This is a genomic window from Streptomyces sp. NPDC060035 (assembly GCF_042736635.1).
Lineage (GTDB): Bacteria > Actinomycetota > Actinomycetes > Streptomycetales > Streptomycetaceae > Streptomyces.
Genome location: NZ_JBHWVO010000002.1, coordinates 20,939 through 41,604, shown reverse-complemented (window position 1 = coordinate 41,604; position 20,666 = coordinate 20,939). Strand labels below are relative to the sequence as shown.

The following is a 20,666-nucleotide window of genomic DNA, read 5'->3' as shown; positions in this document are numbered from 1 at the left end:
CAGTAGTGAACGACGGCGGTCAGAGGCAGTTCGGCCCGCTCGGCAGAGTCTTGGTGATCATTCCGACCTACAACGAGGCCGAGAACATCAAGCTGATCACCGCCAGGGTGCGCGCCGCCGTTCCGGAAGCGGACATCCTGGTCGCGGACGACAACAGCCCCGACGGCACCGGCAAGGTCGCCGACGAGCTCGCGGCGGGCGACAGCCAGGTGCACGTTCTGCACCGCAAGGGCAAGGAAGGGCTCGGGGCCGCTTACCTGGCAGGCTTCCGCTGGGGCTCGGACAACGGCTACGGCGTTCTGGTCGAGATGGACGCGGACGGCTCCCACCAGCCCGAGGAGCTTCCCCGGCTCCTGACCGCGCTGAAGGGCGCCGACCTCGTTCTCGGCTCGCGCTGGGTGCCCGGCGGCCGGGTGGTCAACTGGCCCAGGCACCGCGAAATGATCTCCCGCGGCGGCAGCCTCTACTCCCGGATGCTCCTCGGCCTCTCGGTGCGGGACGTCACCGGCGGCTACCGCGCCTTCCGTACGCCGACCCTGGACGGCCTCGGCCTCGAAGAGGTCGCCTCGCAGGGCTACTGCTTCCAGGTCGACCTGGCACGCCGGGCGGTCGAGGCGGGCTATCACGTGGTCGAGGTGCCGATCACGTTCATGGAGCGGGAGATCGGCGACTCCAAGATGAGCCGCGACATTCTGGTCGAGGCGCTGTGGAGGGTCACCGGCTGGGGAATCGCCACCCGGGCGAACAAGGTCCTGGGCCGCAAGACCTCCTGACCTCCTGGCCCGTGGTCGGCGTGGGGCCATGATCACCCTCTTACGCCGCTTGCACGCCCGTACAGGCACACTGGGTGCATGACGACCGGCACACCGCCTCCGAACCGTCCACGGCGCTCACGCGCCCGTACCCTCCTGCCCCTGGGTCTCGCGGCCTGGCTGGTGCTGGAGATCTGGCTGCTGACCGTGGTGGCCGAAGCGTCGAGCGGCTTCACCGTGCTGCTGCTCCTGGTCGCCGGCGCCGTGCTCGGGGCCGTGGTGATCAAGCGGGCGGGGCGGCGGGCCATGCGCACCCTCACCGAGACTTTCCAGCAGATGCCCGGGCAGGCAGGGGCACCGGCGGCCCCGACAGCTGCCCCGCCGGAGAGCAAGGGCAACGGCTTCCTGATGCTGGGCGGCCTGCTCCTGATGATCCCCGGCTTGATCTCGGACGTGGCGGGACTGCTGCTCCTGCTGCCGCCGGTCCGTTCGATGGCCGGACGCTACGTGGAGCGCTCCCTGGAGCGCCGGATGCGGGCGGCGGGTCCGGGCAGCCTTTCGGACGCCTTCCAGCAGGCCCGGATGCACCGGCCGGACGGAAAGGTGGTCCAGGGCGAGGTCATCCGTGAGGACGGCACGCAGGCGCACTCCCGTCCCGACGAGGGCCCCGGCGCGAACCGGCCGCCGCTGACTCCCTGAATCGCAGTGGGCTGTACGGCCGCCCGGGGCCGGACAGCCCGTTACGCCCGAGGCCGGGCAGCTACGCCTGAGGCCGGACAGCCCGTCAAGTGCAGCAAGGCGCACAAAAAGCCGCGGGCCGTGACACATGTTCTGTGTCACGGCCCGTGGCTCTTGATCTGTGCGGTGATGCGCGGTCAGGCAGACTTCCTGCTGTCCCGCGGGTGCACGGCAATGTTCATGGCGCCGGAGCGCAGAACCGCCAGCCTCTCGGCCAGCACTTCCTCAAGCTCCTCGCGGGTGCGCCGCTCCATGAGCATGTCCCAGTGCGTACGCGCAGGCTTGCCCTTCTTCTCTTCGGGGCCATCCCCGTCCACCAGGAGTGCCGTGGCGCCGCACGCCTTGCACTCCCACTCCGGCGGAATGTCCGCCTCTACCGAGAACGGCATCTCAAATCGATGGCCGTTCGGGCATGCGTACTCCACCGCCTGGCGCGGGGCCAGATCGATGCCGCGGTCCGTCTCGTAGCTGGTAACCACGAGTCGCGTGCCGCGGAGAGCTCGCTCACTCATGAATCGTGCCTCCCGGGCTTGTCGCCCACAGGACAAATGTCGCTGTCGTCGTCATCAGGTCAACGTCCGGTCGGCGGTAAAGATTCCCGTTTCCGGTCATGCGTCGCCCGTCGTGCCACTGCTGTATCTGGGTTGAGTACCCATCGGTGCCCGGTTTGTCACCTCTGGTGGAAGTTGTCACCCAACGGTTTGGCTTCTTCCGCTCGCAGTAACGGTCCTCCGGGCAGGCCAAAGGCGTACACTACCGGCCTTTCACTTCAACGTCTAAATCCGGTCCGGCACGGGATTGCCGGCGGCCGCCACCGCTGCCCTCACGGGCACCCGCGCAAGCAGCACGGAACCGAGCGCGAAGAAGATCACCAGGGACAGGATCGCATCCCGGTAGCTGCCGGTCAGCTGATAGCCGAGACCGAACACCAGGGGGCCCAGCCAGCTGAGTCCCCGGTCGCTCATCTCGTACGCCGAGAAGTACTCGGCCTCCTTCCCGCGCGGCACCAGGTGCGAGAACAGAGAGCGCGAGAGCGCCTGGCTGCCGCCCAGCACCAGACCGATCGCGGCCGCCAGCGAGAAGAAGAACACCGGCGCGTCGGCAGGCAGCAGATAGGCGGCGGCAAGGATCAGCGTCCAGACGACCAGCGAGGCGAGAATCGTGCGCTTCGCGCCGTACAGCCGGGCGAGCCGGCCCATCCCGAGCGCACCCGCCACCGCGAGCACCTGGACGAGAAGCACCGCGGTGATCAGGGTCGTCTGGTCGAGGCCCAGCTCCTCGGAGCCGTACACCGAGGCCTGGGAGATCACCGTCTGGATGCCGTCGTTGTAGACGAGATAGGCGAGGAGGAAGGACAGCGTCAGCGGATGGCGGCGCATGTCGCGCAGGGTCGCCATCAGCTGTCGCCAGCCGGAGCCGACCATGCCCTCGCCGCCGGGAGTCACCCGTCGGTCGCGCAGCCGTCGCAGTGGTACGAGGGTGAAGGCGCCCCACCACACACCGGCCGAGGCGAGACAGATCCGGACCGCGTCGGACTCGGACAGGCCGAAGGAGTCATGGCCCGTGTAGAGGACGAGATTCAGGACGAGGACGAGTGCGCCCGAGGTGTACCCGAAGGCCCAGCCGCGGGAGGAGACCGCGTCGCGTTCCTCCGGAGCCGCGATCTGCGGCAGATAGGCGTTGTACAGCACCATCGACACGGAGATCGAGGCGTTCGCCACGATCAGCAGGAACGCACCCAGCAGATAGCGCTCGCCGTCCAGGAAGAACATGCAGGCGGTCGCCGTCGCGCCTACGTACGCCGCCACCGCGAGCAGCGGCTTCTTGCGCCCGGTGCGGTCCGCGGCGGCGCCCGCCACCGGCATCACCAGCACCGCGACCACGACCGACACCGAGACGGCGTACGCGAAGAGCGAGCCGGCCCGCACGGGTATGCCCAGGGGGTGCACGAAGCCGTCCGCGTCGGCGGCGGCCCTGGCTATGGATGTCAGATACGGACCGAGGAAGACCGTGAGGACGCTGGTGGAATAGACGGAACAGGCGAAGTCGTAGAAGTACCAGCCACGTTGCTCCCGAAGCCGGTCCGCGGCCCCGGGGGGCCGTTCCGCCGGACCGGCCGATTCTGCGGTTCCGGTGCTCACGCCGCGCCCCCTAGCTCATGCCGTGCGGACGCGGCCGTACCCGGTGTCAGGCCCAGGCCCCCCGCTCGCTCAGGACCGTGCGCAGCGTCTCGATGTGATCGGTCATGATGCCATCCACTCCGAGGTCCAGGAGCGCCGCCATCCGTTCCGGTTCGTTGACCGTCCAGACATGTACCTGCAGACCGCGTGCGTGAGCCGTACGGACGAAGTTCCGGTCGACCACCCGGATGCCGTTCTGGCTCTCCGGAACCTGTGCGCACACCGCGCCGGTACGGAGCGCCGCAGGAATGCCGTACGAACGCAGCCGCAGGCCGAGCACTCCGCGCACCCCGTAGGAGGTGGCCAGGCGCGGACCCGCGAGGCGGTGCGCCCTGGCCACCCTGGCCTCCGAGAACGACCCCACGCACACCCGGTCCCAGGCGTCGGTCCTGCGGATCAGTTCGATGAGCGGGACGAGGGCGGGCTCCGCCTTGATGTCCACGTTCCAACGGGCATCGGGGAACTCCTCGAGCAGCTCCTCGAAGAGCGGCAGCGGTTCACGGCCCGCCACTCGCGCACGGCTCACCACGCTCCAGGGGAGCTCGGCTATGCGGCCCCGGGTGTCCGTGACCCGGTCGAGGGTGGGGTCGTGGAAGGCCACCAGACGGCCGTCCACGGTCGTGTGAACATCGGTCTCGAAGTAGCGATAGCCCGCATCGGCCGCCCGGCGGAAGGCGTGTGCCGTGTTCTCCATGCCGTCCGCCGCCCCGCCGCGGTGGGCGAACGGAATCGTCGAAGGATGGTCCAGGTACGGGTGGCGTCCAGAATTCGCTGCTGTCACTGCGGAAGTATCGCCCTCTGCGGTGTCCGGTCGGCAACATCCGGGGTGCCCTCGTCCGGCGTGGGGAGGTCGAAGACGCGCAGGAAGAACTGGGCCAGAGGGCCGATCGCCAGGGCGTACAGCACGGTGCCGGCGCCGAGCGAACCGCCGAGCAGGAAGCCGGTCAGCACGACAACCACCTCGATCGCCGTGCGCACCAGCCTGATGGAGCGCCCGGTGAGCCGGTTCAGACCGGTCATCAGCCCGTCGCGCGGCCCCGGGCCGAAGCGCGCCGAGATGTAGAGACCGGTGGCGAGGCCGTTGAGGACGATGCCCGCGGCCATCACCGGGATCCGTGCCCCGAGCCCGTGCACATCCGGTACGAGGGCGAGGGTCGTGTCCATCGCGATGCCGACGGCGAAGACATTGGAGACGGTGCCGAGCCCCGGGCGCTGTCTGATCGGGATCCACAGAAGCAGCACGACAGCGCCGACGATGATGGAGACGACACCGATGGAGATGCCGGTCCGTCGGGCAAGGCCCTGGTGCAGCACGCCCCACGGTTCGAGCCCGAGCCCGGCGCGGACCAGGAGCGCCGCACTCGCCCCGTACAGGGCCAGGCCCACAAAGAGGTGGATCAGCCGCCGCGTGGGACGGGTCCCGCTCCGGGCGGTGGGTTCGGACAAGTGGTGCCCCCTGTGTGGTGGTGTTGGACTGCTGCATGTCACTCTGTGGCGGGGGATTGGCTGCCAACTATGGCCAATCCGAGGAAGGTGGACTGATTTCCATGGCTCAGTGGACTTCGACGGTGGGCGCGGCGCAGCTCGCCCGGCAGCTGCGGGCCCAGCAGCCCCGGCCCGCCGGGCCGGGCACCCGCAAGCCGCCCGCCTACCGCGCCCTCGCCGACGGTGTGCGCCTGCTCGTCCTCGAGGGCAGGGTCCCGGTCGCCGCCCGGCTGCCCGCCGAGCGGGAGCTGGCCATCGCTCTTTCGCTCAGCCGGACCACCGTCGCCGCAGCGTACGAGGCGCTGCGTGCCGAGGGGTTCCTGGAGTCCCGCCGAGGGGCGGGCAGCTGGACCGCTGTCCCGGCGGGCAACCCTCTGCCCGCCCGCGGTCTCGAACCCCTTCCCCCGGAGTCGCTCGGCTCGATGATCGATCTGGGCTGCGCCTCGCTGCCGGCCCCGGAGCCCTGGCTGACCCGGGCCGTCCAGGGCGCCCTGGAGGAGCTTCCGCCCTACGCGCACACGCATGGCGACTACCCGGCTGGCCTGCCCGCACTGCGGCAGATGATCGCCGACCGCTACACCGGATGCGGCATCCCCACCATGCCGGAACAGATCATGGTCACCACCGGGGCGATGGGCGCCATCGACGCGATCTGTCACCTCTTTGCCGGGCGTGGCGAGCGCATCGCGGTGGAGTCCCCGAGTTACGCCAACATCCTGCAGCTCATGCGGGAGGCCGGTGCCCGGCTGGTACCGGTGGCCATGGAAGAGGGGCTCGGCGGCTGGGACATGAACCGCTGGCGCCAGGTCCTGCGGGACGCCGCGCCCCGGCTGGCCTACGTCGTCGCGGACTTCCACAACCCCACCGGGGCGCTGGCCGACGAGCAGCAACGGCGCGCCCTGGTCGACGCGGCCCGCTCCGCGGGCACGGTGCTGGTGGTCGACGAGACCATGAACGAGCTGTACCTGGACGCCGATGTGGAGATGCCGCGCCGGGTGTGCGCCTTCGATCCGGCCGGCAGCACCGTCCTCACCGTCGGATCGGCGAGCAAGGCCTTCTGGGCCGGAATGCGGATCGGCTGGGTACGGGCGGCCCCGGACGTCATCCGCAGCCTGGTGGCGGCACGCGCGTACGCGGACATGGGCACTCCGGTGCTGGAACAGCTCGCCATCAACTGGCTGATGCGCACCGGCGGCTGGGAGCAGGCGGTGGCGGTCCGGCGCGATCAGGCACGGGGGAACAGGGACGACCTGGTGCGGGCCCTGCGCCGGGAACTCCCGGAGTGGGAGTTCGAGGTGCCGCGCGGAGGGCTCACCCTCTGGGTGCGCACGGGCGGGCTCTCCGGATCGAGGCTGGCTGTGGCCGGCGAGCGGGTCGGCGTACGAGTGCCTTCGGGGCCCCGGTTCGGGGTCGACGGGGCGTTCGAGGGCTATGTGCGGCTGCCGTTCACGGTGGGCGGTCCGGTGGCGGACGAGGCGGCGCTGAGGCTGGCCGCGGCGGCGGAGCTGGTCGGGTCCGGCGCGAGTGCGGGAGCCGAGGCACCACGGACGTTCGTGGCCTGAGGCCCCCGGACGTCTGCGGCTCGGGGCCCGGTGCCGCCCGTGCCTCGGGGCCGCGGGACGTCACCCCTCGGCGACGGCCGGCGCCGTGATCAGCGGATCCGGGTGTACGGGTACGGGCTCGGCGACGTCGGCCGCCGACGAGCCCTGCTCCACCGGAGACCGCCCGCCCGGCAGCAGGTCGAGCACTGCCTGCCGGTGCGCCTCGCTCGTCGCGTCGTCGTACGGGTCCGGTGCCGCCGGGACCTGGAGCCGCAGGACCGGGCCGGTGCCCATTCGGGCATAACCCCGGCCCGGCGGTACGTCCTGGGTCGGGGTGGTGTGGGGCTGGGCGCCGAGCACGGTCTCGATCTGCTCGTGCGTGGCGGGGCCGAGGACGGCGCGGGCCCGGGTGTGGGTCCTCACGGTCTCGGTGAGCGCGTCCATGCTGTCGAACTGGTCCGCGACGACGACCGTCACCCCGGCCGCACGGCCGTGTCGCAGCGGCACCTGGAGGAGTTCCTGCGGATCGGGCCTGCCGTCGGCTGCCGCCAGGTGCCCGAGCGCGCTGGGGCGGTCCAGCAGGATCCAGAGAGGGCGCTTGATGTCCTCGGGTTCGGGGTGGCCGGCCTGGCGCGCCCGGTTCGCGGCGATGAGCCGCCGTTCCGTTTCGTGCGCGGCCCATTCGAGCGTGGCCAGGGCCCCGGCCAGGCCGCACTCGACGGCGAGGACTCCGTCGCGTCCTGTCAGGCAGCCGTACTCACCGGTTCCGCTGCCTTCGACGATGAGGACGTCGCCGTGCTGAAGAGCCTGCAGGGCAATGGACCGCAGAAGCGTCGTCGTGCCGCTGCCGGGATGCCCGACGGCCAGCAGGTGCGGTTCCGTGGAACGGGCTCCGGTCCGCCAGACCACTGGAGAGGCGTCCCGGGTCACGTCACCGTCCACCACCGGAACGGTGCGCTGTACCGCGTCGGCGTCGGTGAAACCCAGCACGGTCTCGCCTGGGGCGGTGACGAAGCGCTGGGCGGCGATGGTGGTGGGCAGTGCTTCGAGCACGGTCATGAGGACGTGGTTGTTCTCCTCGTCCCAGGTGAAGTGGTACTCGCGGCCCCGGCCCGACTTGGCGTGGAGGACCTGCTCGACGCGGGTCCGGGAAGCGGCCTCGCCGTCCGTGAAGTACGCCGGGTAGCTCACCTGGAGCCGGGTGAGACGGCCGTTGCCGTCGAACGCGTACGAACGCGCGAAGGCCTTCTCCCAGTCGCCGCCGTGGGAGAACAGCGGACTGGGGTCGTCGGCCACGCAGAAGTGGGGCACCAGCGCCTCGTACAGCGCCTGCAGCCGCGCGGTCTCCGTCTCGCCGGGGCCGGCCTTCACCGGGGTGCTTTCCCGTCCCTTCCACGCGGCAGCGCCCATCACCGAGATCAGGGCCAGCAGGGGCCCGTAGGGGATGAGCGCCACCACCAGAACGCAGGCCGCGAAGAGGAACAGGCCTTGCCCGCGCCGGTCCTTGGGCGTCGCGGCCCACTTCTGCCGTCCTGCTCCCGCCAGCAGCCGCAGACCACGGGTGACCATGATCAGCGGATGGAGGACGTCGGTGGCGTTGTCGGCGGCCGTGCGCGCGAGCTCGCGACTGCGAGTGATCGAAGCGCTGCCGCTGCTCAGAATGCGGGGGAGTGGTCGCCGGGCCACGTCGGTCTCCTGAGAGGTGGGAGCGGGATGGGAGCGTCAGAACTTGATCCCGCTCAGCATGCTGGCGAGGCTCGCGCCGCCTGCTGTGATGCTGGGCGCGATGGCGGTTCCGGCCAGATAGAAGCCGAACAGGGCGCAGATGAGGGCGTGGGATGCCTTGAGCCCGTCCTTCTTGAAGAACAGGAAGACGATGATGCCGAGCAGTACCACGCCCGAGATGGAGAGGATCATGAGCAGTTCTCCTGGTTGAGGGGACAGTCACCATGAGTACTTCCAGGATCACAAGATGTATCTATACGATAAAAGGTGCAATTGGGTGAAAGTCTGAGGTTTTCACTCGACTGGGGGGCGAAAAGTGGTTGCCCGAGCGGAACGGTCCTGGGGGCGGCGCCGAAAAGGACGCCACTCGCTGTGATCTTTTGCCGCATCCGGGCACGCTCATGTCGGCACCGGACCAGTACCCTGTCGATTCACTCGTACGGCCCCCGCCGTACTCCCACCAGGTCGGCAACGGCGACCAGCGGCTATGGAAGGCGGTCCGTCCGATGAGCGAAACCCCCGATCCCGAGGTGGTCGAGCTGGCGACCAAGGTCTTCGACCTGGCCCGCCGGGGGGAGGCCGACGCGCTCGCTGCCTATGTCGACGCCGGCGTGCCCGCGAACCTCACCAACGACCGGGGCGACTCGCTGCTGATGCTCGCCGCGTACCACGGGCACGCCACGGCCGTCACTGCCCTCGCCGGCCGTGGCGCCGACCCGGACCGTGCCAACGACCGGGGGCAGACCCCGCTCGCCGGAGCGGTCTTCAAGGGGGAGCGCAGTGTGATCGACGCCCTCCTCGCCGCAGGAGCCGATCCGGCCGCCGGAACGCCGTCCGCGGTGGACACCGCACGCATGTTCGGCAAGGGCGACCTGCTGGAACTCTTCGGTGCGCGCTGAGACACCGCCCGGACCGCCGGCTGACCGGTGCGCCGTAAATGTGGTCGCGTCGGCGAAATGGCTGGGTCATCATGACGTCGCGGGTCCGCTCAGGACCACCGACGAGAGGCAGAGGAAGATGAGCACCAGGCAGAAGACGGCGGTCGGCCGATCATGTTGCTGCGCGGCCTAGTGCCTCCCAGGCACTTGGAACAGCACAGTCCCGGTTGCGTCGACAGCTTGATGTGAGGCTTTCCCCATGTTTGATCCGTTCATAGCGCCGAGCGGCACCCTGCTCGGCCTGTTGCAGAGGGGCCGCGGCGACGGCACGCTCCACGCACTCGCCGCACCGCGCCCCGAGGCTCTCGCGGCTCTCAACCACTGCGTTCTGAGCGATCCGCGTCACGACTGGCAGGTTGAGAACCGCTCCCTCTACTACGCACGCCTGTATCTCGATCTCGACGGCGGCATCGAGGAGATCGAGCGGCATCTGTGGGACCCCGAGGACCACCTCGACACCGAGGACTCACGCACCGGCCTGGCACTCTCCGTGCTCGGCCACCTCGCCTCCTACGGACGCGACGACGCCCTCGCGCTGCTCCGGCGCTACGCCGCCACCGGGACCAACTGGGCCTGGGCACTCGACGAGCTGGCCCTGCGCGACGACGACGCCGGACTGCGCTCACTCGCCGTGCCCGTACTCGGCCGGTTCCCCGCCACCCCGCAAGGCAATGCCGAGCTGGCTGCCGCCGTACGGGACGCGTTCGAACCGCGGCCCTGGCGGTTGTGGGCCGACGACTCGCGCGAAGCGGTCGGAGCCCGTGTCCGGGCGGCGACCGAACAGGGCTCGTTCGACCGGTGGCAGCGGCAGATGCGGCCCGGCGGTCCCCGCCCCGGCTGGAGTGTCCAGGCCGTTTTCGACTGGGCCCAGGAGGGGCTGGAGCGCGGCAGCGTGCTCCATGTACCGGCGGCCCGCTGCCTCTCCGCCGTCGCGGGCGCCGACGACAGGCCGCTGATCGTCGAGGCGGCCCGCAGCGGCTTCGACGGCGCACGCTGTGCGGCCCTGCACTACCTCGCCGAGGCCCAGGACCCGGCCGTGCTCGAACTGATCGAGCAGGCAGCCCTCAGCCCTTCACCCATCGTCGCCGAGGCGGCCGTGGCCGCGTTCGAGCGCATGTGCGGGGATGCGGCGGTGAACCGGGCCCGGCGTTGGGCGCACCGTCCCGACGCCCTCGGAGCGTCGGCCGCTGGAGTGCTCGCCTGCCGCGGCGGCGCCGAGGACGCCCCGCTCGTCCTCGCCGCTCTGCGCGAGGCCGTACGGGGGGACGGCCCCGACGCCCAGCACCTGTGGACCCTCGTCGACGGCACGGGCCGCCTCGGCATCGCCTGCGCCGCTCCCGTACTGCGCCACGTCTACCGCGAGACGTCCTCCTCGCACCTGCGAGGACGGGCGGCCCGCGCGCTGGCCGCAACCGACCCCTCCTTCGCCACCGGCTTCGCGGTCGAATGCCTCTGGGACTGCGAGGAGACGACCCGGGAACTCGCCGCACTCCACGCGGAGACCGCGGACATCAGGGTTGCCGAACGCCTGCGGCGGCTGGCCGCCGACCCGGCCGAGGAAGCCGAGGTGCAGACGGCTGTACGCAGCCGGATCGGACCGGACGCTCCCGCAGTCTGACCCGGGGCGCGGTGTACCGCGCCGAGCCCGGGATGCCGCGTGCCGGGGGCACGCGGCGCAAGAACTCATAGGACGTTCCCCGGGCGGAAAGATCCAAGTCGGCAGAGCCACGCCCGGCGCGGCGACAACACGGGTATGCGTGTCGTCATCGTCACCGAATCCTTCCCGCCCGACGTCAACGGTGTGGCCCACTGCACCCTGCAGACCGCACGGCATCTCGCCGCCCGCGGCCACGAACCGCTCGTCATCGCCCCGGCAGCCGCCGGGACAACGTCCTCCGCCGCCTCCACCGACCCCGCGTACGCCGGTGCACCCTGCCCCGTGGTGCGCGTCCCCTCCCTGCCCCTGCCCGGCTACCCGCAGGTCCGGGTAGCGCTTCCCAGCCGGCGGCTCGCCGCCGCGCTCACGGGGCACCGTGCCGAGCTCGTCCACCTGGCGGGACCCTTCGTCCTCGGCGTACGGGGGATGGCGGTCGCCACCCGGCTGGGGCTGCCGGCCGTGGCCGTCTACCAGACCGACCTGGCCGGTTACGCCCGCACCTATCTGGGCACCGGTGAGAACGCCGCCTGGCGCAGGATGCGCGCCGTGCACAGTGCGGCCGACCTCACCCTCGCCCCCTCCACCGCCGCTCTGCGCGATCTCACCGACCACGGAGTGCCCCGGGTGAGGCTCTGGCCGCGGGGCGTCGACACCGTACGGTTCCGCCCCGGCCTGCGGGACGAGGAGCTGCGCCGCACTCTCGCCCCCGGCGGGGAGAAGCTCGTCGGGTACGTCGGGCGGCTGGCTCCGGAGAAACACGTCGAACTCCTTGCCGGGGCCTGCACACTGCCCGGCGTCCGGGTCGTGGTCGTCGGCGACGGACCGAGCGAGGCATCACTGCGCACGGCGCTGCCAGGAGCCGTCTTCCTGGGGCGGCGGACGGGGGAGGAACTCGCGCGGATCTTCGCCTCCCTGGACGTGTTCGTGCACACAGGTCCGTACGAGACCTTCTGCCAGACCGTGCAGGAGGCCATGGCCTCCGGCGTCCCCGTGATCGCCCCGGCGGCGGGCGGTCCGCTCGACCTCGTCGACCACGGGCGCACCGGGGTGCTCGTCCCACCGCACGACCCAGGGGCCGTACGGGCAGCGGTCGGCGCGCTCGCTGCGGACCCTGCGCGCGCCGAGGCCTACGGCAGGACCGCACGGGCCACGGTCGAGGGCCGCACCTGGGAAGTGGTCGGCGACCAGCTGCTCGGCCACTACGACGAGGTCCTTCGCGGCCGGACGGCGGTGGCCGCGTGAACGGCCGGGCCGAGGGAGCCCCGGGCGGGCTCAGAATCGTGCGCCTGGCGAACTTCGTCACCCCGGCCTCGGGCGGTCTGCGCACCGCACTGGACGAGCTCGGCCGCGGCTACCGCGCGGCCGGGCACGAGCCCGTGCTGATCGTCCCCGGAGCCTTTGCGAGCGACCTGCGCACCCCGCAGGGCCGCGTGATCACCCTGCCCGGGCCGGTCCTGCCGGGCACCGGTGGCTACCGGGTGCTGACGAACCGCAGGAGACTGCAAGGCCTCCTGGAGGGTCTGCGTCCCGACCGGCTGGAAGTGTCCGACCGGACCACGCTGCGATGGACGGGGGAGTGGGCCCGCCGTGCCCGGGTGCCCGCGGTCATGGTGTCCCACGAGACGGCCGACGGAGTCCTGCGCACCTGGGGCGTTCCCCCGGCAGCGGCGGGACGGACTGCCGACCGTCTCAACGCGCGCAGCGCCCACGCCTACGCCCGGATCGTGTGCACCACGGAATGGGCGGAGCGCGAGTTCGTACGGATCGGTGTGCGCAACGTGGTGCGGGCCCCGCTCGGAGTGGACCTGCGCCGGTGCCGTCCGGACCGCCGCAGCGGGACGCTGCGCGCCCGTCACGTCGTCGGCGACGCCGTGCTCCTGCTGCTCTGCTCACGGCTCTCTGTGGAGAAGCGGCCGGGCCGCGCACTGGACGCACTGGCGGCGCTGCGGTGCCAAGGGGTGCCCGCCGCCCTGGTCGTGGCAGGTGACGGGCCGCTGCGGGCGGGGCTGGAGGGCAGGGCCCGGGCGGAGCGGCTGCCGGTCGAGTTCCTGGGCCACGTACGCGAGCGCGCGCACCTGGCGGATCTTCAGGCGACGGCAGACCTCTGTCTGGCGCCGGGCCCCGCCGAGACGTTCGGCCTGTCGGCTCTGGAGGCACTCGCCTGCGGTACCCCGGTCGTCGCGAGCGGCAGCTCGGCCCTGCCGGAGGTGGTCGGCGACGGCGGCCTTGCCGCCGCGGACACGGGTGAGGCGTTCGCCGCCGCGGTACGGGAACTCCTGGCCCGCCCCGAGCGGGAGCGCAGGGCGGCGGCGCGGGCGCGGGCCGAACTCTTCGGCTGGGACCGCTCGGTGGCCGCGTTCCTGGCCGCCCACGACGTCCCCGAACGGCGCGGAGTGCTGGGGGCGAGGCCATGAGCGGGCCGGCCGGCCTCCACGCGACGGCCGGGCGTGCAGCGCCCGAAGCCGGCGGCGCGGCCCGCTCGACCCTGCGGTTCGCCGCACTGGGGGACTCGCTGACCGAAGGAATCGGGGACCCGGTTCCGGGCGGCTGGCGGGGCTGGGCGGCCCTGCTCGCCGAGAGCCTCGGCGACGGGGAGCGGGACGTGGAGTTCCGTAACTTCGCCGTCGCCGGCTCACTGTCCGGCGATGTCCGCGATCACCAGGCAGCGGCGGCGGCAGCGTTCCGGCCCGATGTCGCCTCGGTCGTCGTCGGCGTCAACGACACTCTGCGCCGCTCCTTCGACATCCGGCTGCTCGCCGGGCGGCTGGACGAGATCTGCGCAACTCTGGCCTCGGGCGGAGCCGTGATCCTGACAGCGTGTCTGCCCGATCCCGGCACGGCCCTGGGGCTCCCTGCCCCCTTGCGTGACCCCCTGGCGCGGCGGCAGCGCGCGGTGAATGCCGTGGTGCACGCACTGTCCGCCCGCTACGACGCCGTACATCTCCACGCCGCGGACCGGACCTGGGTCGAGGACCGCTCCCTGTGGAGCGTGGACCGGCTCCATCCGGCCGAGCGGGGACACCGGAAACTGGCAGCCGGATTCCACCGGCTGCTCGCCGACCGGGGCCTCGCCCTGGGCGCCCCGCCCGGCCCCGAACCGCAGCAGCCGCCTCCCACACGTGCCGCTGCGGCACTCTGGCTGATCACGGAGGGCACCGGATGGCTGGCCCGCAGAAGCACGGATCTGCTGCCCCAGCTGCTGGGGCTCGCGGTGGCCGAGATCCGCCACCGGGTACGCGGCACGAGCGGACAGCTGGACAACCGGGCCGAGCAGACACTGCTGGAGGCACTCGCCGATGTCACGCACGCGCCGTCCCTGCGGGGGGTCGTCCCCCGCGCCAGAATGGAGGGATGACCGGACGCTGGGAGTTCTGGATCGACCGTGGAGGCACCTTCACCGACGTGGTGGGACGCGACCCCGACGGGCGGCTCGTCTCCCGCAAACTCCTCTCGCACGATCCGGACCGCTACCGCGACGCCGCCGTTGCCGGAATCCGGCAACTGCTCGGCCTCGGCCCCCGCGACCCGGTCCCCGCCGACCGGGTCGCGGGCGTCAAGATGGGCACCACCGTCGCCACGAACGCGCTCCTGGAGCGGCGGGGCGAGCCGACCGTCCTGGTCATCACGGAAGGCTTCCGGGACGCCCTGCGGATCGCGTACCAGAACCGGCCGCGCCTCTTCGACCGGCACATCCTGCTTCCCGAGGCCGTGTACGACCGGGTGATCGAGGTCCCCGAGCGGATCGACGCCGGCGGCCGGACCGTGAAACCCCTCGACCGCACCGCGGTGGCCGAGCAGCTGGCAGCGGTCCGGGACGACGGGATCGTCAGCGCCGCGGTCGTACTCATGCACGGCTATCGCCACCCGGACCATGAAATTGCCGTCGCGGAGGCGGCCCGGGAAGCGGGCTTCACCCAGGTCAGCTGTTCGCACGAGGTCAGCCCACTGATCAAGCTGGTGCCACGCGGCGACACCACGGTCGTCGATGCCTACCTGTCGCCGATCCTGCGCCGGTACGTCGACGAGGTGGCCGGCGAACTGAGCGGAATCCGGCTCATGTTCATGCAGTCCAACGGCGGACTGCGTGAGGCGGCGCACTTCCGGGGCAAGGACGCGGTGCTCTCCGGCCCCGCCGGGGGCGTCGTCGGCATGGTGCGTACATCCGAACAGGCGGGATACGACCGGGTCATCGGATTCGACATGGGAGGGACATCCACCGATGTCTCCCACTACGCGGGCGAGTTCGAGCGGGAGTTCGGCACCCAGGTGGCAGGAGTGCGGATGCGCGCACCCATGATGAGCATCAACACCGTTGCCGCAGGCGGTGGATCGGTGCTGCATTTCGACGGCCGGCGCTACCGGGTCGGCCCCGATTCTGCGGGCGCCGACCCCGGCCCCGCCTGCTACCGCAGGGGCGGGCCGCTCACCGTCACCGACGCCAATGTGATGCTCGGCCGGGTCCAGGCCGCGTACTTCCCGGCCGTCTTCGGACCGGCCGGCGACCAGCCGCTCGACGAGGAGATCGTGCGTGAGCGCTTCGGCGCGCTCGCCGAAAGGGCCGCATCCGTCACGGGGCAGCCCCGGACCGCGGCGGAGACCGCCTCGGGTTTCCTTGAGATCGCCGTTCTGAACATGGCGAACGCCGTCAAGAAGATCTCCGTCCAGCGAGGCCACGACATCACCCGCTACGCACTGACGACGTTCGGCGGCGCGGGCGGCCAGCACGCCTGTGCCGTCGCCGACGCCCTGGGCATCGACACCGTCCTCGTGCCGCCGCTCGCCGGTGTGCTCTCCGCCTACGGCATCGGTCTGGCCGATGCCACAGCGATGCGCGAACGGTCGGTCGAGGCCGAACTGCACGAAAAGACCAGGGCCGGGGTGGACGACCTCTGCGACGAGCTGGCATCGCGCACCCGTGCCGAGCTCCGCGCGGAATCCATCCCCGACTCAGCCATCGGCACCCGGGCACGGGTCCTCCTGCGCTACTCCGGTACGGACACGAGCATGCCCGTCGCCCTCGGCGCGGTGCCCGCCATGACCGAGGAGTTCACGGCCGCCCACCGGGCCCGCTACGGATTCACCATGGACAAGCCCCTGGTGGTCGAGGCGGTCTCGGTGGAGGCGACTGCCGCAGCCGGACCGCACGTCCCCCACCGGGTCTCCACGGCCGCGCGGGAGCACGCGCTGCAACCGCTTCTGAGCGTAAGGATGTTCACCGCCGGCCGATGGCAGGACACTGCGCTGTACCGCCGGGGCGAACTGTGCCTGTCGGACACCGTGACCGGTCCGGCGATCCTCACCGAGGACGATTCCACCACCGTCGTCGACCCGGGCTGGCAGGCCACGGCAGGCGCGGCCGGGCACCTCGTACTGAGCCGCGTGCGCCCCCGCCCCGAGCGGACCGCCGTCGGCACCCGGGTGGACCCGGTCATGCTGGAGGTCTTCAACAACCTCTTCATGTCGATCGCCGAACAGATGGGCATACGGCTGGAGAGCACCGCGCACTCCGTCAACATCAAGGAGCGTCTGGACTTCTCGTGCGCGCTGTTCGACGCGGACGGCAGCCTCGTGGCCAATGCACCGCACATCCCGGTGCACCTGGGCTCCATGGGGGAGTCCATCAAGGAGGTGCTGCGGCGCAACCGGACCTCCTTGCGCCCCGGCGATGTGTACGCCATCAACGATCCGTACCACGGAGGCACGCATCTGCCCGATGTCACCGTCGTGACACCCGTGTTCGACGAGGAGGGCGGCCCGGAGACCCGGCTGCGCTTCCTGGTGGCGTCGCGCGGACACCATGCCGAGATCGGCGGCATCACCCCCGGGTCCATGCCGGCCTTCAGCCGTACGATCCACGAAGAGGGCGTTCTGTTCGACAACTGGCTGCTCGTGCGCGACGGAAGGTTCCGGGAGGCGGAGACCCGGGAGCTGCTCACGACCGCCGCGTACCCCTCACGGGACCCGGACACCAATCTCGCCGATCTGCGCGCCCAGATCGCGGCCAACGAGAAGGGCATCGCGGAACTGCGCTGCATGATCCGCCAGTTCGGGCACGACGTCGTCGGGGCGTACATGGGCCACGTCCAGGACAACGCGGAGGAGTCCGTGCGCCGGATCGTCGCCGGGCTGCACGACGGCTCCTGCCGCTACGAGACCGACAACGGGGCCGTCATCGAGGTGGCGGTGACGGTGGACCGCGAGGCACGCACCGCCGTCCTCGACTTCACCGGTACCTCCCCGCAGCAGTCCGGCAACTTCAACGCCCCGAAGTCGGTGGTCATGGCCGCCGTCCTGTACGTCTTCAGGACACTGATCGATGACGACATCCCCCTGAACAGCGGCTGCCTCGTACCCCTGGAGGTACGCGTCCCGGAGGGGTCCATGCTGGCGCCGGTCCACCCGGCGGCGACCGTCGCGGGCAATGTGGAGACCTCCCAGGCCGTGACCGGCGCCCTCTACGCGGCACTGGGCGTCCAGGCCGAGGGATCGGGCACGATGAACAACCTGACCTTCGGCAACGACCGTGTCCAGTACTACGAGACGGTCGCCAGTGGATCGGGCGCCGGTGACGGCTTCGACGGCACCGACGCCGTGCAGACCCACATGACGAACTCCCGGCTCACCGACCCCGAGATCCTCGAGTGGCGCTACCCGGTGCTCCTGGAGAGTTTCGGCGTACGGGAGGACAACGGCGGCAAGGGCCGGTGGCACGGGGGCGCGGGGGTGGAACGCAGAATCCGCTTCCTCGAGCCCGTGACCGTGGCCCTGCTGTCCGGACACCGCCGCGTGGCGCCGTACGGCATGGCCGGCGGTGGTCCGGGCGCGCTGGGCAGCCAGCACATCGAGAGGGCCGACGGCACGACCGTCACACCGCTGGACGGCTGTGACACCGCCGAGCTCGACACCGGGGACGTGCTGGTCCTGCGTACCCCGGGCGGCGGCGGCTACGGGCCCGGGCAACCGGTCGCTTCTGCGCCGTTTCGACCGTTGTCGGTGTGAGGACCTAATCTGTTCAGCGTGACTTCGCCTGCCTGCACGGACACTGCTGCGTCCCAGCTCAGCACGGGACCGCGGCCTGCCGCGGGCCCCGCTGCCGATGAGGGGCTCTCGCGTCGGCTGCGCGCGCTCGCCTGCACCGCCCCGCTGCACGACCTCGATGTGCGCAAGACGAATCTCGCCGGCGAGTACACGGTCTACGCGATGGCCGAGGTCGCCCTCGCCGCGATCGACCTGGTCACCCTGAACATGGACTTCGACACGGGCGCCGACCACGACCAGATAGTGGCCAGACTCCTCCCGCGGGTCGGAGCCCAGGCGCCGCGCCGCCCCGTCGCCGAGCACGAGCGGGTCGCGCGCTGGGTGCTGGAGAACCTGATCAACGTCGGCAGCGTGGACCGTGGCTTCCGCGCGGTGTACGGCACCTTCGGCCCCGACGGGGTGTACGTCCGCAGGGACTACGACTTCAAGCTCATCGAAGAGGTACCCGGCCACGGCGGCAGCCTCTACCTCCGTGCCACCGACGAAGCGGTCAACGTCCTGGTCGGTGCCCTGGACACGGACGTCACCAGCGCCCAGATCGCCGCCGAGGTGAAGCTGGAGGTCCTCATCAGCCGGGGCCGCCTGGCCGACGCACAGCTCGCCGCGGAGCAGGCCCGCTACCGCACCGTGCAGTACGCGCAGACCCTCCGCAGGACGCTGGAGGCGACCCGGCGCAACGTGCGCGCCGTCGACTGGCTCAACGCCGTTCCGGACATGATCACCGAAGCGCTGGACCACGTCGCCGACCGCTACCGCCACGAGAACGCGATTCTCACCAACATCCGCAAAGCCAGGGACGAGGCGGAGGACCCCGAACACAAGCGGCGCGCCGCCGAGCTCGTCGACATCGTGAAGGACTGCATCCGCCGCCACACCCAGCTGCAGTCCAGGCTCCTGGAGGCCGGGCCGCTCTTCCGCGCCGAGCAGGACCGGCAGGCGTTCGCCGCCCCCACGGCCCGGGTGGGCCTCGATCTGTACGGACAGCTCGTCGTCCCCTTGCTGCCGCTCCCCGTCGAACAGGCCACCAGGGCCACCGACGCGTTCTTCACGCATGGGACCGGACTGCGCACCCCCACCTCGGTTCGCATCGGCGACCTCGTCGACATGCTGTTCACGCCGCCGGTGGAGCGTGAGCACCTGGGCGCGGAGATGCCCGAGCCCGACCTCATCGCCACCCCCGACGACAGCCGGTTCAGCGAGGAGCAGCTCGCGAGCGCCATGGAGCTGCTCGATCTCGAGCACGACGCCCCCCGCCGGCTCTCGGGGCTCCTCGCCGAGGCCCGGCTCCGTGATCCGGATCTGCCCTACCTGGTCGCCCTGCTGTCGGTCCACGCGGCGAGCCCCCCGGTCGGCACCGCCTACCGCCAGGGCGAACGGCGACTGCTGTTCGCCGTCGACGACGGCACCCAGCTCGACGACCCGGAATTCGGCGGCGCCGACCTGATAGTGGGCATGGCCCTGCTCGACGCTGCCGGCATGGCCGCCGACCGGAAGGAGGCCTCGTGAGGGTCCCCGGAACGAGCGCTTCGGGAATGAGAGTCCCCGGAACGAGGGCTCCGGGAATGAGAGTCCCCGGAACGAGAGCCCCCGGAACGAGGGCTTCCGCAGCGAAGGCCCCCGAACCGGGCCGGCAGACCAGGACCCGCACCACCCTGCGGCAACGTGAGCGCAGCACCCGCACCGAGGAGCCACAGCAGTGAGCGAGCAGCACGCCGAGTACACCGATGGGTGGGGCGACCCGTCCACCACGCACACGGCCGACACCGCACCGCCCGCCGCTCCCGCCGCCGTCACCCCGGCAGACGCGGCCGACGCTGCGCGGCTCGTCTCCTTCGGACTGCAGCCCAAGCTGATGCCCGCCCGTGACGCCGAGTACGCCGAGCTGCTGCGCCGATACCGGGAAGAGCCGGCCTTCGCCCGGCTCGCCGATGCCGTCGCCACCGGGCTCGGACTTGTCGTCCTGGAGGTCTCCACCCGCGCAGGCATGGCAGTGACCGCCGACGAGGACTCGGTATTCGCCGTGCGCATGGGGGACTACGCCCGGCGCGCGTCGTCCGATGCCGCCGACCGCTTCCTGCACGGCCTCGCCCACCTCGCCGTCGCCACCATGGCATTTCCCCGGCCCGAGGACCTCGCGGACGACGCCTACATCGGCCGCATCACGGTCAACGGGGTCGACGCCTTCGTCCGCCAGGCCTGCCACCGTCTGGAGGAGCTGGCCGAGGAACAGGGCGACAACACCGATCCGGCCTCCGACGCCCCGGGGCTGGAATCCGGCTGGCGGGTCTACGCCCGCCGCAGTGCCACAGGGGCGACGAAGGACGCACGGCGGCTCGCAGGATCCACCACCGGCATCATCGGCAAGGCCGTAGCCTTCCTCACCGAGTCGGGCTTCCTCCAGCGCACCGGGGACGACGCGGGCGGCACGTACCGCACCACCGCCCGGTATCAGCTCCAGGTACGCGACATGGCGGGCAACGCAGCCATGACCGAGTTGCTGGAGCTCGGAGTCGTCCCGGTCACGGACGGTTCGGCGACCCTCCTGCCCCCGCCCGACGCCGACAGTCTGGAGCTGGCCGCCGACGCGGGTCTGCCCTTCCACTCGTGATCCC

Annotated in this window: 17 protein-coding genes; 11 read left to right on the top strand and 6 right to left on the bottom strand. The window is 71.3% G+C overall.

The genetic code is table 11. The annotated features are described in order from the left end of the window. Positions 1-5: 5 nt before the first annotated feature. Both ACFWBQ_RS02805 and fxsA read left to right on the top strand, forming a co-directional pair. The gene (locus ACFWBQ_RS02805; RefSeq protein WP_385483214.1) at positions 6-773 is read left to right on the top strand and encodes a polyprenol monophosphomannose synthase; all 768 of its coding nucleotides are present in this window, start codon (positions 6-8) and stop codon (positions 771-773) included. Positions 774-851: 78 nt separating this feature from the next. After that, the gene (fxsA, locus tag ACFWBQ_RS02800; RefSeq protein WP_385483212.1) at positions 852-1,451 is read left to right on the top strand and encodes an FxsA family membrane protein; all 600 of its coding nucleotides are present in this window, start codon (positions 852-854) and stop codon (positions 1,449-1,451) included. Positions 1,452-1,627: 176 nt separating this feature from the next. On the opposite strand, the gene ACFWBQ_RS02795 is transcribed toward fxsA, so the two are convergent. From ACFWBQ_RS02795 to ACFWBQ_RS02780, 4 genes are all read right to left on the bottom strand, one after another. Next, on the bottom strand, positions 1,628-2,002 hold the full coding sequence (locus tag ACFWBQ_RS02795; protein ID WP_329213065.1) for an RNA polymerase-binding protein RbpA: 375 nt from the start codon (positions 2,000-2,002) through the stop codon (positions 1,628-1,630). A 264-nt stretch (positions 2,003-2,266) separates the two neighbouring features. Next, the gene (locus ACFWBQ_RS02790; RefSeq protein WP_385483210.1) at positions 2,267-3,631 is read right to left on the bottom strand and encodes an MFS transporter; all 1,365 of its coding nucleotides are present in this window, start codon (positions 3,629-3,631) and stop codon (positions 2,267-2,269) included. A gap of 46 nt (positions 3,632-3,677) precedes the next feature. Continuing rightward, entirely contained in the window at positions 3,678-4,451 is a 774-nt protein-coding gene (locus ACFWBQ_RS02785) for a glycerophosphodiester phosphodiesterase (RefSeq protein WP_385483208.1), read from the bottom strand. Beyond that, on the bottom strand, positions 4,448-5,116 hold the full coding sequence (locus tag ACFWBQ_RS02780; RefSeq protein ID WP_385483206.1) for a YitT family protein: 669 nt from the start codon (positions 5,114-5,116) through the stop codon (positions 4,448-4,450). Before ACFWBQ_RS02780 ends, ACFWBQ_RS02785 begins: the two co-directional genes overlap by 4 nt. 101 nt (positions 5,117-5,217) lie before the next feature. Between ACFWBQ_RS02780 and ACFWBQ_RS02775 the strand changes: the two genes are divergently transcribed. After that, positions 5,218-6,717: a PLP-dependent aminotransferase family protein gene (locus ACFWBQ_RS02775; protein WP_385483204.1), complete on the top strand. Its 1,500-nt coding sequence runs from the start codon at positions 5,218-5,220 to the stop codon at positions 6,715-6,717. 60 nt (positions 6,718-6,777) lie between these two features. Here the strand turns inward: ACFWBQ_RS02775 and ACFWBQ_RS02770 are convergent, their stop codons facing one another. Both ACFWBQ_RS02770 and ACFWBQ_RS02765 read right to left on the bottom strand, forming a co-directional pair. Continuing rightward, the gene (locus ACFWBQ_RS02770) at positions 6,778-8,382 is read right to left on the bottom strand and encodes a hypothetical protein (protein WP_385483202.1); all 1,605 of its coding nucleotides are present in this window, start codon (positions 8,380-8,382) and stop codon (positions 6,778-6,780) included. A 36-nt stretch (positions 8,383-8,418) separates the two neighbouring features. Continuing rightward, on the bottom strand, positions 8,419-8,613 hold the full coding sequence (locus ACFWBQ_RS02765; RefSeq protein WP_385483200.1) for a hypothetical protein: 195 nt from the start codon (positions 8,611-8,613) through the stop codon (positions 8,419-8,421). Positions 8,614-8,927: 314 nt separating this feature from the next. On the opposite strand from ACFWBQ_RS02765, the gene ACFWBQ_RS02760 reads away from it, so the two are divergent. From ACFWBQ_RS02760 to ACFWBQ_RS02725, 8 genes are all read left to right on the top strand, one after another. After that, on the top strand, positions 8,928-9,320 hold the full coding sequence (locus ACFWBQ_RS02760) for an ankyrin repeat domain-containing protein (protein ID WP_385483198.1): 393 nt from the start codon (positions 8,928-8,930) through the stop codon (positions 9,318-9,320). Between the two features lie 238 nt (positions 9,321-9,558). Further along, positions 9,559-10,977 (top strand): HEAT repeat domain-containing protein, encoded by a 1,419-nt coding sequence (locus tag ACFWBQ_RS02755; RefSeq protein ID WP_385483197.1) that lies wholly within the window; start codon positions 9,559-9,561, stop codon positions 10,975-10,977. Between the two features lie 135 nt (positions 10,978-11,112). Next, the gene (locus tag ACFWBQ_RS02750; protein WP_385483195.1) at positions 11,113-12,258 is read left to right on the top strand and encodes a glycosyltransferase family 4 protein; all 1,146 of its coding nucleotides are present in this window, start codon (positions 11,113-11,115) and stop codon (positions 12,256-12,258) included. Beyond that, entirely contained in the window at positions 12,255-13,430 is a 1,176-nt protein-coding gene (locus ACFWBQ_RS02745; protein WP_385483193.1) for a glycosyltransferase, read from the top strand. Before ACFWBQ_RS02750 ends, ACFWBQ_RS02745 begins: the two co-directional genes overlap by 4 nt. Continuing rightward, positions 13,427-14,371 (top strand): SGNH/GDSL hydrolase family protein, encoded by a 945-nt coding sequence (locus ACFWBQ_RS02740; protein WP_385483192.1) that lies wholly within the window; start codon positions 13,427-13,429, stop codon positions 14,369-14,371. The genes ACFWBQ_RS02745 and ACFWBQ_RS02740 overlap by 4 nt, the downstream gene beginning before the upstream one ends. After that, positions 14,368-18,015: a hydantoinase B/oxoprolinase family protein gene (locus ACFWBQ_RS02735; protein WP_385483190.1), complete on the top strand. Its 3,648-nt coding sequence runs from the start codon at positions 14,368-14,370 to the stop codon at positions 18,013-18,015. Before ACFWBQ_RS02740 ends, ACFWBQ_RS02735 begins: the two co-directional genes overlap by 4 nt. 18 nt (positions 18,016-18,033) lie before the next feature. Next, the gene (locus ACFWBQ_RS02730; protein WP_385483189.1) at positions 18,034-19,560 is read left to right on the top strand and encodes a hypothetical protein; all 1,527 of its coding nucleotides are present in this window, start codon (positions 18,034-18,036) and stop codon (positions 19,558-19,560) included. Positions 19,561-19,750: 190 nt separating this feature from the next. Next, complete coding sequence (locus ACFWBQ_RS02725) at positions 19,751-20,662, top strand: hypothetical protein (protein ID WP_385483187.1); 912 nt, start codon at positions 19,751-19,753, stop codon at positions 20,660-20,662. The last annotated feature ends 4 nt before the right edge of the window (positions 20,663-20,666 follow it).